The organism is Streptomyces sp. NPDC101151 (assembly GCF_044768335.1).
Lineage (GTDB): Bacteria > Actinomycetota > Actinomycetes > Streptomycetales > Streptomycetaceae > Streptomyces.
In genome coordinates this window covers 63,066-76,858 of the sequence record NZ_JBIWPP010000029.1, presented here as the reverse complement: position 1 = coordinate 76,858, position 13,793 = coordinate 63,066, and the positions used below count along the sequence as shown (strand labels likewise).

Here is a 13,793-nt window from a genome sequence, read left to right as displayed (position 1 = left end):
GTGATCCGCGTCACGCACAGAGGTCACACGGCGTCAGTCGACCCGCAGCAGCAGCACGGCCCGCGCCGGAACCGTGATCTCCGCACCCGCCCGGTGGACCGTACCCGGGGCCTGCGCCTGGTCCTCGCGGGACGTGTCGATCACGATCTCGTAGCCCTCCGCCCAGGGCGGGCCCGGCAGGACGAAGCCGGTCGGGCGGTCGCCCGCGTGCAGGACGGCGAGAAAGCTGTCGTCCAGGACCGGCGCGCCCCGCTCGTCCCGGCCCGGGATGTCCCGTCCGGACAGATACATGCCAAGTGTGGCGGCGGGTGCGTACCAGTCGCCCTCGGTCATCTCCGCGCCCCGGGAGGTGAACCAGGCCAGGTCGCGCAGTCCGTCCGCCGAGTGGCGTCCCGAGAAGAAGGCGCGGCGGCGCAGCACCGGGTGCCGGTGACGCAGGGCGATCAGCCGGGAGGTCAGGTCGAACAGGGGGCGCCAGGCCGGGTCGTCCAGCAGGGACCAGTCCAGCCAGCTGATCTCGTTGTCCTGGCAGTAGGCGTTGTTGTTGCCGCGCTGGGTGCGGCCGAGCTCGTCGCCGGCGACGAGCATGGGCACGCCCGTGGAGAGCAGGAGGGTCGTCAGGAGGTTCCGCAGCTGTCCGCGCCGCAGCGCCCGTACCCGCTCGTCGTCCGTCTCCCCCTCCGCCCCGCAGTTCCAGGCCCGGTTGTCGTCCGTACCGTCCCGATTGTTCTCGCCGTTCGCCTCGTTGTGCTTGCTCTCGTACGACACCAGGTCGCGCAGGGTGAAACCGTCGTGCGCGGTGACGAAGTTGACCGAGGCGTAGGGGCGGCGGCCGCCCCAGGCGTACAGGTCGCTGGAGCCCGACAGGCGGTACCCCATCTCCCGCACGTCGGGCAGCGCATGGCGCCAGAAGTCCCGTACGGCGTTGCGGTAGCGGTCGTTCCACTCCGTCCACAGCGGCGGGAAGGCGCCCACCTGATAGCCCCCCGAGCCGATGTCCCACGGCTCGGCGATCAGCTTCACCCGGCGCAGCACCGGATCCTGGGCGATCACCGCGAGGAACGGGGAGAGCATGTCGACGTCGTGCATCGAGCGGGCGAGCGCCGCCGCCAGGTCGAAGCGGAAGCCGTCCACGCCCATCTCCGTCACCCAGTAGCGCAGTGAGTCCGTGATCAGGCGCAGGACCTGGGGCTGGACGACATGCAGGGTGTTGCCGCAGCCGGTGTAGTCGGCGAACCGGCGGGCGTCGTCCTGCAGACGGTAGTAGCCGCGGTTGTCGATGCCCTTCAGGGAGAGCGTGGGCCCGAGCTCGCCCGCCTCGGCGGTGTGGTTGTAGACCACGTCGAGGATGACCTCGATGCCCGCCGTGTGCAGCGCGCGGACCATCCGCTTGAACTCGCCGACCTGCCCTCCCGTCGTACCCGAGGCCGCGTAGGCCGCGTGCGGGGCGAAGTAGCCGATCGAGTTGTAGCCCCAGTAGTTCCTCAGACCGCGGCGCAGCAGATGGTCCTCGTGGGCGAACTGGTGGACGGGGAGCAGTTCCACGGCCGTGACGCCCAGCTTCACCAGATGCTCGACGGCGGCCGGGTGCGCCAGACCGGCGTAGGTGCCCCGCAGCTCCTCCGGGATGCCCGGGTGCAGCTTGGTGAAGCCCCGCACATGCAGCTCGTAGATCACCGAATCCGCCCACGGCGTCTTGGGGCGGCGGTCGTCGGACCAGTCGTCGTCATCGTGGACGACGACGCCCTTGGGGACGTGCGGCGCCGAGTCCCGGTCGTCGCGCACGGTGTCGGCGACGTGCTGCTCCGGCCAGTCCCGGACATGCCCGTACACCTCGGGGGGCAGGCCGAACTCGCCGTCCACCGCCCGCGCGTAGGGGTCGAGCAACAGCTTCGCGGGGTTCCAGCGGGCGCCGGTCCACGGGTCCCAGCGGCCGTCCACGCGGTAGCCGTACCGCTGCCCGGGCATCACACCCGGGACGAAGCCGTGCCAGATCTCGTGCGTCAGTTCGGTCAGCGGAGCCTGTGTCTCCCGGCCGCGCTCGTCGAACAGGCACAGCCGGACCGCCTCCGCCCCGCCCGCCCACAGCGCGAAGTTGGTGCCCGCGACCCCGTCCGGCCCGACCCGGAACCGGGCCCCCAGCGGAGTCGGCGCACCCGGCCACACGGGCGGGGCGGGCGGCAGGGCGCGACGGACGCCGCTCACCACGGCCGCCGGGTGCCCGCCCTCGGCGGCCCGCCCCTCGGCCAGTGCCCGCTGCTCGGCTGCGCTCGTCACCAGTCGGCCCCTCTTTCAGTGGCTCGCCCCCGGGGCGCAGTCGGCCGCGCCGAAGGGCCGACCGTGCCCGGACCCTCCCGGTCCGGGCACAGCTCGGCCACCCGGTACGGCTGCGCCCCGACGGCTCCGACGTGGGCGCGGCGGCTCCCCTTCGCGTCGTCCTCCCCACAGTTCTGCCCAGCACTGGCGTCGCACTCACGTTTCCCCGGAGCGGGCCCCGTCGTTGAGACCCACGTGATGCACGTACAAGGGCGCGCACGGCGCGCGGGGGCCGCGCTGGCCGCGGTACTGACATGGGCGGGGCTGCTCGCCGGCTGCTCCTCGGGCGGCTCCGGTGGACTGGGCATCGACGGGGTCCTGGGCAAACCCCCGTCCCCCGCGGACGTCATCCGGGTCACCCCCGACGACGGCGGCAAGGCCGTCCGGCCGGGGGATCCGCTGCGGGTGCGGGTGCCCGACGGGCGCCTGGAGAAGGTGAAGGTCGTCAAGTCCCAGGACGCGCAGGAGTCCCCGGTCCCCGGGCACATCAGCGCCGACGGACTGACCTGGGAGCCGGACGGCAAGCGGCTGGCACTCGCCGCCAAGTACACCGTCGACGCGGTCGCGCTGGACGCCCACGGCCACCGCTCCGCCCGGCACACCACCTTCACCACCTACGTACCCGAGGAGCGGTTCATCGGCTACGTCACCCCCGAGAACCGCTCCACCGTCGGCACCGGAATGATCGTCTCCCTCTCCTTCAGCCGGGAGATCACCGACCGCGCCGCCGTCGAACGCGCCGTACGCGTCACCGCGAAGCCGTCCGTGGAGATCCGCCCGCACTGGTTCGGCAACAACCGCCTCGACTTCCGCCCCGAGCGCTACTGGAAGCCCGGCACCGAGGTCACCGTCGACCTCGGCCTCAGGGACGTCGAAGGGGCACCCGGCGCCTACGGCCTGCAGGACAAGACGTTCACCTTCACCGTCGGCCGCAGCCAGGTGTCCCTGGTGGACGCGTCCGACCACATGATGGAGGTGCGGCGCGACGGGCAGCTGCTCGCCACCGTGCCGATCACCGCGGGCGCCCCCAAGACCACCACCTACAACGGGAAGATGGTGGTGATGGAGATGCTGGAGGTCACCCGCATGAACAGCCGGACGGTCGGCTTCGGCGGCGAGTACGACATCCCGGACGTCCCGCACGCCATGAAGCTCACCGACTCCGGCACCTTCCTGCACGGCAACTACTGGTCCCCGGACGCCCCCGGCCGGGTGAACGTCAGCCACGGCTGCGTGGGCCTCAGGGACGTCAAGGGCGGCGGTTCGGACACCCCGGCGGGCTGGTTCTTCGACCGCAGCCTCGTCGGGGACGTCGTCGAGGTCGTCAACAGCAAGGACAAAACAGTCTCTCCCGACAACGGCCTCGGAGGGTGGAACATGGCGTGGAAGGAGTGGAAAGCGGGCAGCGCGGTCAAGTAACCAGATGAGGGGCGGGGTTTCGGGTGACGGTGGTCGGTTGAAGTTGCGACGGAACGGTGACATTCGGCTGACACCTTGCTCAAAACCCTGCGGTTAACATGCGCACACCAAGTGTGGTGGGGAGCGGGCCTGACCTGGTCCGGCGAGGGGAGAACGACTTTGAACGTGCGGCCGATATCGGGGGCGTCGGTGCGGAGCCGGGGGAGAGGCCGTAAGGGGGCGGCGCTCATAGCCGGCGCCCTGCTCGTGACTCTCACCGCGTGCGGCGGCGGTGACTCGGGGTCCGGTTCCGGGGACGGAAAGAGCAAGGGTCCCGACACGCAGCAGGGCAAGCAGTCGACGGCAGCCGTCAGCATCTCGCCCAAGTCCGGTGCCTCGGGCGTCGACACGAGCGGCGCCCTGAAGGTGAACGTGACCAAGGGCAAACTGACCGAGGTCACCGTCAAGGACGCCAAGGGCGCAAAGATCGAGGGCGCCATCGCGGGCGGCGGCGCCTCCTGGACGCCGTCGACCCATCTGGCCGCCGGCACCAAGTACAGCGTGCATGCGGTCGCCAAGGACTCCGAGGGCCGCGAGGCCGCCGAGGACTCCAGCTTCACCACGCTGACCCCGAAGAACACCTTCCTCGGCAACTTCACCCCTGAGGACGGCTCCACCGTCGGGGTGGGCATGCCGTTCTCCGTCCGCTTCACCCGGGGCATCACCAACCCGCAGGACGTCGAGAAGGCCATCAAGATCAAGACCGAGCCGGCCGTCGACGTCGAGGGTCACTGGTTCGGCAACGACCGTCTGGACTTCCGCCCGGAGAAGTACTGGAAGGAAGGCACGAAGGTCACCGTCGACCTCAACCTCGACGGCGTCGAGGGCCGTGACGGTGTCTACGGCGAGCAGCACAAGACGGTGAAGTTCACCATCGGGCGCGACCAGGTCTCCTACGTGGACGCCAAGAAGCACACGATGAAGGTCACCCAGGACGGCAAGGTCATCAAGACCATCCCCGTCACCACCGGCAAGCCGGGCTACGACACCTGGAACGGCCAGATGGTCATGCGTGAGAAGCTCGTCGTGACCCGCATGAACGGCGAGACCGTCGGCTACGGCGGCGAGTACGACATCAAGGACGTCCCGCACGCCATCCGCCTCACGGACTCCGGAACGTTCATCCACGGCAACTACTGGGGTGGCGGCGCGTTCGGCAACTTCAACGCCAGCCACGGCTGCATCGGCCTGCGCGATGTGCGCGGCGGCTACGACAAGTCCGTTCCGGCGGCATGGTTCTTCAACCACTCGATGAGCGGCGACGTGGTGGTCGTCAAGAACTCCCACGACCGCACGGTGGCCCCGGACAACGGCCTCAACGGCTGGAACATGTCCTGGGCCGACTGGAAGAAGTGAGCCCTCGCTGAGCCACGGGCCCGGTGCTGTGACCTACGGCACCGGGCCCGCTGTCGTCGGTCCCGGGCCGGGTGCGATCCACCGCACCGGCCCGGTAGTCGTTGGTCACCGTGCTGTGCCTGCCCGGGGGCAACCCCCGGACCCCGGGCCGGGTGTGATCCACCGCACCGGCCCCGTAGCCGTTAGTCACCGTTAACCTGCTCTGCATGACCGTGAATCTCGAAGTCGCCGAAGGTGTCGGAACCCTGCGTCTGGACCGGCCGCCGATGAACGCGCTGGACATCGCCACGCAGGACCGGCTGAAGGAACTCGCCGAGGAGGCCACGCGCCGCGAGGACGTGCGTGCCGTGGTGATCTACGGCGGCGAGCGGGTGTTCGCGGCGGGCGCGGACATCAAGGAGATGCAGGACATGGACCACACCGCGATGGTCCTGCGCGCCCGCGCCCTGCAGGACGCCTTCACCGCCGTGGCCCGCATCCCCAAGCCCGTCGTCGCTGCCGTCACCGGGTACGCGCTCGGCGGCGGCTGCGAGCTGGCCCTGTGCGCCGATTTCCGCATCGCCGCCGACAACGCCAAGCTGGGCCAGCCCGAGATCCTGCTCGGTCTCATTCCGGGCGCCGGCGGCACCCAGCGCCTGCCCCGGCTGGTCGGTCCCTCCAAGGCCAAGGACCTGATCTTCACCGGCCGCCAGGTGAAGGCCGACGAGGCCCTCGCCATCGGCCTGGTGGACCGGGTGGTCCCGGCCGCCGAGGTGTACGAGCAGGCGCACGCCTGGGCAGCCAAGCTCGCCCAGGGGCCGGCGATCGCCCTGCGCGCGGCGAAGGAGTCGATCGACACCGGCCTGGAGACCGACATCGACACCGGGCTCGCCGTTGAGCGGAACTGGTTCGCCGGACTGTTCGCCACCGAGGACCGCGAGCGCGGCATGCGCAGCTTCGTGGCGGAGGGGCCCGGCAAGGCGAAGTTCCTCTGAGCCGCGAAGGGATGAATTTCCGCGGAAACTCCTGCCGCAACCCCCGTGGGGGTCCTTGCACTTGACGCGTTGTCTGATCCGGGTCCCTCGATGGGGCGGTGTATGGGAGCCTTAAGGCAACCTTAAACCTGCCTCGTCGAGGGAGTCCGACGGTTGCCCGGAAGTGAGTCGTCGCCGCAGGTCAATAGGGCTCTTCCGGGGATCGACATGCCGTCGGCATATGCCGAAAGGCCGGAGCGGGGCAGGGGCGTACGGGGGGCGTATTCCTCCGGAACGGCCACGGAGACGGCTCCGGGCGGCCATCATGGGGGCATGGCGGGGCTGGAGGGCATCGAACAGCCGCGGGGACACAGCCGTGCGGCCGCGGCGCGCTGGTCGCCCGCGGTGGAGGACGAACGGGCGCTCCAGGCGCTCGAACTGTTCGGCAACCCGACGGAGGCGGAGGTACCGCTGCCGTCCCGCCCGGAGTCCGCGGCCACCGCGCGCCGGCTGGCCCAGGTCGTCGTACTGCGGCACTGGGGGCTGACTCCCAAGATGACCGAGGACGCGGTTTTACTCGTCTCCGAACTCGTCGGCAATGCCGTCCGGCACACCGGGGCCCGGGTCTTCGGCCTCCGGATGCGCCGCCGCCGCGGCTGGATCCGCGTCGAGGTCCGTGATCCCTCGCGCGGGCTCCCCTGTCTGATGCCGGTTCAGGAGATGGACGTCAGCGGCCGTGGCCTGTTCCTGGTGGACAAACTGTCCGACCGCTGGGGCGTCGACCTCCTGCCACGCGGCAAGACCACCTGGTTCGAGATGCGGGTCGCCGACCGTTAGGCCCTGACGGGACCACCTGGGGACAGTGAGGCCATGGCGACCCGAAATCGCCCCTCGGTCGGGCTAATCGGCCGTTTTCTCGCTTTTCGCCCCTTAAATGGTGCGCGTGACCACGACCAACCGACGCGGGGCGCTGCGCGTGGGTGCCGGGCTCGTCGCCGGGGGCGCGCTCGCCGCCGGGTGCGGGGCTGCCGGCCAGGACGCCCCGCCCGCCGCCGCGACCTCCGGGTCCGCCCCGCCCGCCCGCGCGTCCGGCCAACCTGCGGCCACGTCCCACTCCGCCCCCGCCCCCCGCACCTACGCCGGGCAGCCCGCCCAGATCACGCACGGCCCGCGCACCCGTCCCCAGGTCGCCCTCACCTTCCACGGGCAGGGCGACCCCGACCTCGCCGAGTCCCTGCTGAGCACGGCCGAACAGCGCGGCGCCCGGCTCACCGTGCTCGCCGTCGGCAGCTGGCTGGACGAACACCCGGCCCTCGCCCGCCGCATCCTCGACGGCGGCCACGACCTCGGCAACCACACCCAGCGGCACATCTCCGTCAACGCCATGGCCGAGCCCGAGGCGGCCAAGGAGATCACCGACTGCGCCGAGCGCCTGGAGCGGCTCACCGGATCCATCGGCACCTGGTTCCGCCCCTCCCGCTCGCCGACCGCCTCCCCGATGGTCGCCAGGCTCGCCCGCGCCGCGGGCTATCCGCATGTGCTCTCGTACGACGTCGACTCGCTCGACTACACCCGCCCCGGCGCCGACGCCATCACCCGCAAGGTCCTCGCCGACGTGCGCGACGGGTCGGTGGTGAGCCTGCACTTCGGGTATCCGGACACGGTCGCCGCCGTTCCCGCCGTACTCCACGAACTCGACCGCCGCGGGCTGCGCGCGGTCACCACCACGGAGCTGCTGAGCTGATGCAACCCACGAAAGCCGCCCGCCTCCTGGCCGCCGGAGCCGCCCTCACCGCCCTGGCGCTGCTGTCCGCGTGCGGCGGCGCCCAGCACAACGAGAGCGAGGCCCTCGGCAGCAAGGCGCCACCGGTCCAGCCGCAGGTGAAGAAGCAGCAGGTGGACGTGTTGCCCGGGATGCCCCCGGTGCAGGACCCGACCGACATCTACGCCGCCGACCGGCCCGGCCGGCTCTCCCCGGCCGTCAGGGACTTCCCGTCCCGGGTGTACGTCCCCAACACCAACTCCGACACCGTCAGCGTCATCGACCCCGAGACCTACCGGGTCATCGAGACCATTCCGGTCGGCCGGCAGCCCCAGCACGTGGTGCCGTCCTGGGACCTGAAGACCCTCTGGGTCAACAACGACCTCGGCAACAGCCTCACCCCCATCGACCCGAAGACCGGGCGGGCCGGCCGACCGGTCGACGTGCACGACCCGTACAACCTGTACTTCACGCCCGACGGCAAGTACGCGATCGTCATGGCCTCCATGGACCGCCGGCTCGTCTTCCGTGACGCGCACACCATGGAGGTCGTCAAGTCCGTCCCGGTCAGCTGCTACGGCGTCAACCACGCCGACTTCTCCATCGACGGCCGCTACTTCATCGTCTCCTGCGAGTTCAGCGGCGAAGTGCTCAAGGTCGACACCGCGAGGATGGAGGTCGTGGCCCAGGAGAAGCTGCCGCTGGACGGCGCGATGCCGCAGGACGTCAAGATCTCCCCGGACGGCAAGCTGTTCTACATCGCCGACATGGCGGCCAACGGCATGTGGATCCTGAACGGGGACACCTTCGCCAAGCCGGAGTTCCTCTCCACCGGAAAGGGCGCCCACGGGCTGTACATCAGCCGGGACTCGCGCGAGATGTACATCTCCAACCGCGGCGAGGGCACCATCTCCCTCTTCGACTTCGCCCAGAACCGGCTCACCAAGAAGTGGCATCTGCCCGGCGGCGGCAGCCCCGACATGGGCGGTGTCTCGGCCGACGGCAAGGTGCTGTGGCTCTCCGGCCGCTACAACTCCGAGGTGTACGCCATCGACACCCGCACCGGCACCGAACTGGCCCGCATCAGGGTCGGCAGCGGCCCGCACGGCCTCGCGGTCTACCCGCAGCCGGGCCGCTACTCACTGGGGCACACCGGCATCTTCCGCTGAAGCAGCGCCTCCGAGCCCACCGGACGGTATCCGGCCGCCTGGAACGCCCGCAGACTGCGGGCGTTCCCCGCCGACACCTGGGCCCACACCGGCTCCCCGGCCAACTGCCGCGCCGCCGTCACCAGCGCCCGGCCCAGCCCCCGGTGCCGTACCGCGTCGTCCACCTCGACGGCCGCCTCCAGCCGGCCCGCCACCCCGCGCCCCAGCACGAGCACACCGCCGTCCGCCACCCACACCCGGACGTCGTCGCGCCGCCGGTGCGAGCTGACCACCCGGGGGTGGGACGGGTCGGCGATCTCCCGCAGCGCGAGGGCCGGGCGGCCCGGCAGCGGGGGCCCGGCCAGCACCACGTCGATCGTGTCCGTACGGCATCCCGTCCGGTCCATCAGGGCGGTCAGGAAGCGCGGGTTCATCGTGGCGGCCAGCGCGTCGCACTCGTCCCCGACCGCGCGCAGCGTCTCGTGCACCCAGTCCGGATCCTCGTCGGTGAACACGACCGAATGGGCGGTGAGGGCCAGGACACCGGCGTCCCGCGGTGAGGGCTGGGGCACGACCGTCGTGCCGCCGTCCGCCGGCGGGAAGACGCCCCGCGCCGCAGCGTCGAGAATGTCCCGCAAGGTCTCCAAACCGTGCTCCTTGAGTCTCCACCGACTGGAAGGCCCAGACTCGCAGACGTGATCGACGACGGCACCGGACTTTTCACCATCGGAGCGCTGGCACGGGCCACCGGCCTGACGGTGCGCACCATCCGCTACTGGTCCGACGAGGGCGTCCTGCCCCCGGTGGGCCGCTCGGCGGGCGGTTACCGGCTCTACGACGCCGCTTCCGTGGCCCGCCTGGAGCTGATCCGCACCCTGCGCGAGCTGGGCCTCGGCCTGGAGGACGTGCACCGGGTGCTGGCCGGCGAGCGGAGCGTGGCCGAGGTCGCCGCCACCCATGTCGCGGCGCTGGACGCGCAGATCCGGTCGCTGAAGGTGACGAGGGCGGTGCTGTCGAGCGTGGCACGACGTGGTTCGAGCGCGGAGGAGATGACCTTGATGAACAGACTGGCGCGGCTGTCGGCCGCCGAGCGGCAGCGGATCATGGAAGAGTTCGTGGCCGAGACGCTGCACGGCCTCGACACCGTCGACCCGGACATCCGGGAGCGGATGCGGAGCACCGCCGTGGACCTGTCGGAAACCCGACGCCCGAGCAGGTGGACGCCTGGGTGGAGCTGGCCGAGATGCTCCAGGACCCGGAGTTCCGGGCGCAGATGCGCCGGGCGGTCGAGTTCAACGCCGCCGACCGGGGGCGCGGGGCGCCGCGCGGGCAGTCCCTGTGGTTCGCCAGGCGTCTGGTGGAACTGGTGGGCCCGGCGCGGGAGCGCGGCACCGACCCGGCGGCGCCCGAGGCCGAGGAGGTGCTGCGGGAACTGTTCGGCGACGCGGACCGGACCGACGTACTGGAACGCATGACGGCGGGCTTCAACGAACGGGTCGCCCGCTACCGCGAACTGCTCGCCCTCGTGAACCGGCAGCCCGCGCCCCCGCACGCCGAGGACTTCGCCTGGGTGGTCGCCGCACTCCGTGCTCGCCAGGGCCGTTAATCTGACCAGCGACAGTACGCCGGCACGGCATGAGAAACACGAACAAAAGGGGCGGATCGGTGGCGGACATCGAGGAAGCACGCAAGCAGTTCCAGCGGATCGACGCGGACGGTGACGGATTCATCACCGCAGCGGAGTTCAAGTCCGCCCTGGCCCAGGAGGGTGACTGGAACGTCACCGAGACGGTGGCGGCGGCCATCATCAAGAGCCGCGACCTCAACGGCGACAAGGTCCTGTCGTTCGACGAGTTCTGGGCCTACCTGAACAAGTGACGCGCCCGAAGGGGGTGCCCGTCCCATCGTGGAGGGGCACCCCCTTCGTTGTGCGGGCAGGATCGTCGCACGGGTCCGAGGGGGGTTCACCCGTCTGCCGCAGCCGCCGGAATAGTCCCGCTGCCCGCGGGGTTGTCGCCGACCGACGGAAGTATGCACATGCATCGATCCTGGAAGGGTCTGCCATGAAGATCGGCATCATCGGCGCGGGCAACATCGGCGGCAACCTCACCCGGCGGCTCACCGCCCTCGGTCACGACGTGTCCGTGGCCAACTCCCGGGGCCCCGAGACGCTCAAGGCACTGGCCGAGGAGACCGGCGCCACCCCGGTCCGGGCCGAGGAGGCCGCCAGGGGCGCCCAGGTGGTCGTGGTCACCGTCCCTCTGAAGCGGGTCCCGGACCTCCCCTCCGGCCTGCTGGACGGTGCGGCCGAGGGCGTCGCCGTGATCGATACCGGCAACTACTACCCGCAGCAGCGGGACGGCCGGATCGCCGCGATCGAGGACGACGGCCTGACCGAGAGCCGCTGGACGGAACGCCACCTCGGACACCCCGTGATCAAGGCCTTCAACGGCACCTACGCCCAGGACATCCTGGACCGCCCCCGCCCGGCCGGCGATCCCGGGCGCATGGCCCTGCCGGTGGCCGGCGACGACGCGGCCGCCAAGCGGATCGTCCGCGACCTCGTCGGCGAACTGGGCTTCGACACCGTCGACGCGGGCGGCATCGACGACTCCTGGCGCCAGCAGCCGGGCACCCCGGTGTACGGCCTGCAGGCGGGCCTGGAGGCCGTCACGAAGGCTCTGGCGAAGGCTTCACCGGAACGCCCCGAGGACTTCCGGGGCTAGGGCCCGGCCCTTTCCCCGGGCCTAGGACGTGGCCCACTTCCGCAGGGCGTTCTTGTCGGCGAAGTCGGCCACGTCCTTGTCGTGGGGCTCGCTGCTGTACTGGTGGAAGCGCCACTTGGCCTTGATGCGGGGCTTGCCCGCACTCACGTAGTCGGCGATCCAGAGGCCGTCGCCGGCGTACGAGGTGACGTCGACGTTCAGCCAGTAGTCCCGGTTGGCGTAGAGCAGGACCTTGTTGTGGGGGCGGAGTTCCTTCACCTTGCGGATGAACAGGTCCTTCTCCGCGTTGCTCGCGTGCGTGCCCTCGCTGGTCGTCTCCCAGTCGACGGCGAGCAGGTCACCCGCCTTCTCGGGAGCGTGCTTGACGAAGTACTCGGCCTGCGCGGCGATGTGGCCCGGCCACAGGAAGTGGTAGAAGCCGACGACGAGTCCCGCGTCGCGGCCGGTCTTGGTCTGGGCGGAGAGTCTCGGGTTGACGTACGAACGCCCCTCCGTCGCCTTGATGAAGACGAAGGAGAGGCCGTCCGTGCCGTACGACGACGACTGGTAGGCGCTGACGTCAATGCCGTGGAGCATGGGGGACTCCCTGAGTGTCAGTGGGGTGACAGGAGTTGACTGATGTATGCCCCACCTTGGCACGAGAGATCCGCCCGTGTACCCGGAATATCAGCCTCGGCCCGTCACCGAACCCAGCACTGATGCCGACTTGGCCGACCAGTCGGAAGTGATGAGGCTGGCGTGGTCCTTGGCCAGCAGAGAGAGCCGGGCGGCGACTTCGGCGTCCGTGGGATCGGTCGAGGAGATCGCCGGGGACACGCCGTCGGCGCCCGTCGTGATCAGGATGTAGTGGTTCGCGGAGTAGAACGAGGTGTCGTACCCGTTGTTCACGTACGTCGCCGCGTCCCCGTCGAAGAACACGAACCAGGGACGGATCGAGGCGTCGTAACGGCTGGTGCGCGGGTCGCCGTTCTCGGCGCCGAGCGCTGCCGGGAAGGCCTGCGCCTCGGCGGTCTTCCCCGCCGCGTACAGATCGCGCAGGTGGTCGCCGTACTCCTCGTCCGTCCAGTAGTGGTCGAACGGGTTGGCCTGCTCCACCGTGCCGGGGATCAGCTCGAAGAGGAACTTGCCCCTGAGGGAGTCGCGGGAGGGCCAGGCGTCGGCCTTGGCCGCCGCGTCCAGGGACGGGTACGTCCCGCCCAGCAGGTCGGCCGGCTTGTACACGCTGCCGCCGAGCTTCTGCGACACCAGCGTGTCGAACTCGTCCGGGCCGAGGCCGGCCTTGTTGTTGAAGCCGACCTTCAGCTCGACCTTGAAGACGATCGGCGGGTGGTCGGGGTGGAGCTGGTTCCAGGCCGCGATGTTGTCCAGGCAACTGCCCAGGTCCTGGTTGCGGTTCTTGCTGTACAGCTCGCCCGGCGTCTTCGCGGCCTCGCAGTTGTTGTCGTTGCCGAACGGGTTGCTGTGACTCACCCGCCACCGGTGGGTCAGGCTGTCCACGTACACATCCAGCTCGAGCAGCGAGGCGCCCGAGTCCAACGCCTGGGCGAAGTACGTGTACTTGGCCTTGTCGTACGCGTTGTGCGTGCCGATCGCCGTCGTCTCGGAGAACTTCGGCGACGCCGCCCGGGCATTCGCCGGTATCACCGCCAGCAGAGCGGCGGCGCCCACGAGCGCCGCCAGTCGTCTCATCACGCGCATGCTCAATTCCCCTTTGCTGTCGCTGAGTTGGCGGCAGCGTAGGGGGCAGCGGTTACCGCGCGGTAGCCCCAGGGGCAACATCAACCGTTCCGTGCCGTCTCCTTGTGTTCGCTCCGACCATTGCTGTGCACAGATCGGGAGTGCGCCCGTGAAGGGCGCGAGGTGTCGCACCCGTCCGGACGGCGGCGCGGCGGTATGCGGCCCTGATGGCCTCCAGGGGGCGCGACAGAGGCTGGCGATCTTGGAAACTGGCAGGTCAGATGCTATTTTCCAGCCGATTCTCGGCCTGTCTGGCCACACGGGGAGTCTTCAGATTTCCGTCTCCTTCCCGGGCGGCGGCCACCTCCTGTTCACGGGGGCGTCGTCGGGAGACGGC

At 70.4% G+C, this 13,793-nt stretch carries 12 protein-coding genes and 1 pseudogene; 9 read left to right on the top strand and 4 right to left on the bottom strand.

Annotated elements, in window-relative coordinates; genetic code table 11:
- Positions 1 to 33 precede the first annotated feature (33 nt).
- Positions 34 to 2,277: a glycogen debranching protein GlgX gene (gene glgX / locus ACIRU3_RS36060; protein WP_404065714.1), complete on the bottom strand. Its 2,244-nt coding sequence runs from the start codon at positions 2,275 to 2,277 to the stop codon at positions 34 to 36.
- Between the two features lie 234 nt (positions 2,278 to 2,511).
- On the opposite strand from glgX, the gene ACIRU3_RS36055 reads away from it, so the two are divergent.
- The 6 genes from ACIRU3_RS36055 to ACIRU3_RS36030 all read left to right on the top strand — a co-directional run bounded on the left by ACIRU3_RS36055 (position 2,512) and on the right by ACIRU3_RS36030 (position 9,014).
- Entirely contained in the window at positions 2,512 to 3,735 is a 1,224-nt protein-coding gene (locus tag ACIRU3_RS36055; protein ID WP_404065712.1) for an Ig-like domain-containing protein, read from the top strand.
- Positions 3,736 to 3,894: 159 nt separating this feature from the next.
- The gene (locus ACIRU3_RS36050; RefSeq protein ID WP_404065709.1) at positions 3,895 to 5,130 is read left to right on the top strand and encodes an Ig-like domain-containing protein; all 1,236 of its coding nucleotides are present in this window, start codon (positions 3,895 to 3,897) and stop codon (positions 5,128 to 5,130) included.
- A 206-nt stretch (positions 5,131 to 5,336) separates the two neighbouring features.
- Positions 5,337 to 6,104 (top strand): enoyl-CoA hydratase/isomerase family protein, encoded by a 768-nt coding sequence (locus tag ACIRU3_RS36045; protein ID WP_404065707.1) that lies wholly within the window; start codon positions 5,337 to 5,339, stop codon positions 6,102 to 6,104.
- 312 nt (positions 6,105 to 6,416) lie between these two features.
- Entirely contained in the window at positions 6,417 to 6,920 is a 504-nt protein-coding gene (locus ACIRU3_RS36040; RefSeq protein ID WP_404065705.1) for an ATP-binding protein, read from the top strand.
- Between the two features lie 97 nt (positions 6,921 to 7,017).
- Entirely contained in the window at positions 7,018 to 7,827 is an 810-nt protein-coding gene (locus ACIRU3_RS36035) for a polysaccharide deacetylase family protein (protein WP_404065702.1), read from the top strand.
- The gene (locus tag ACIRU3_RS36030) at positions 7,827 to 9,014 is read left to right on the top strand and encodes a hypothetical protein (RefSeq protein WP_404065699.1); all 1,188 of its coding nucleotides are present in this window, start codon (positions 7,827 to 7,829) and stop codon (positions 9,012 to 9,014) included. The genes ACIRU3_RS36035 and ACIRU3_RS36030 overlap by 1 nt, the downstream gene beginning before the upstream one ends.
- On the opposite strand, the gene ACIRU3_RS36025 is transcribed toward ACIRU3_RS36030, so the two are convergent.
- Positions 8,981 to 9,640 carry a GNAT family N-acetyltransferase gene (locus tag ACIRU3_RS36025; RefSeq protein WP_404065696.1) on the bottom strand — a complete coding sequence of 220 codons (660 nt, stop codon included), beginning with the start codon at positions 9,638 to 9,640 and terminating at the stop codon, positions 8,981 to 8,983. The two genes, ACIRU3_RS36030 and ACIRU3_RS36025, sit on opposite strands and share 34 nt — an antisense overlap.
- Positions 9,641 to 9,688: 48 nt before the next feature.
- Between ACIRU3_RS36025 and ACIRU3_RS36020 the strand changes: the two are divergent.
- The 3 genes and pseudogenes from ACIRU3_RS36020 (at position 9,689) to ACIRU3_RS36010 (ending at position 11,719) form a co-directional block, all read left to right on the top strand.
- A pseudogene (locus tag ACIRU3_RS36020) lies at positions 9,689 to 10,599 on the top strand (MerR family transcriptional regulator).
- Positions 10,600 to 10,658: 59 nt separating this feature from the next.
- The gene (locus ACIRU3_RS36015) at positions 10,659 to 10,871 is read left to right on the top strand and encodes an EF-hand domain-containing protein (RefSeq protein ID WP_356156472.1); all 213 of its coding nucleotides are present in this window, start codon (positions 10,659 to 10,661) and stop codon (positions 10,869 to 10,871) included.
- Positions 10,868 to 11,719, top strand: coding sequence for an NADPH-dependent F420 reductase (locus ACIRU3_RS36010; RefSeq protein ID WP_404065693.1), 852 nt, complete (start codon positions 10,868 to 10,870; stop codon positions 11,717 to 11,719). Before ACIRU3_RS36015 ends, ACIRU3_RS36010 begins: the two co-directional genes overlap by 4 nt.
- Before the next feature lie 21 nt (positions 11,720 to 11,740).
- On the opposite strand, the gene ACIRU3_RS36005 is transcribed toward ACIRU3_RS36010, so the two are convergent.
- Together ACIRU3_RS36005 and ACIRU3_RS36000 are read right to left on the bottom strand one after the other, a co-directional pair.
- Positions 11,741 to 12,295 carry a GH25 family lysozyme gene (locus ACIRU3_RS36005; RefSeq protein ID WP_404065691.1) on the bottom strand — a complete coding sequence of 185 codons (555 nt, stop codon included), beginning with the start codon at positions 12,293 to 12,295 and terminating at the stop codon, positions 11,741 to 11,743.
- 90 nt (positions 12,296 to 12,385) lie between these two features.
- Positions 12,386 to 13,417 (bottom strand): phosphatidylinositol-specific phospholipase C domain-containing protein, encoded by a 1,032-nt coding sequence (locus tag ACIRU3_RS36000; protein ID WP_404065688.1) that lies wholly within the window; start codon positions 13,415 to 13,417, stop codon positions 12,386 to 12,388.
- Between the last annotated feature and the right edge of the window lie 376 nt (positions 13,418 to 13,793).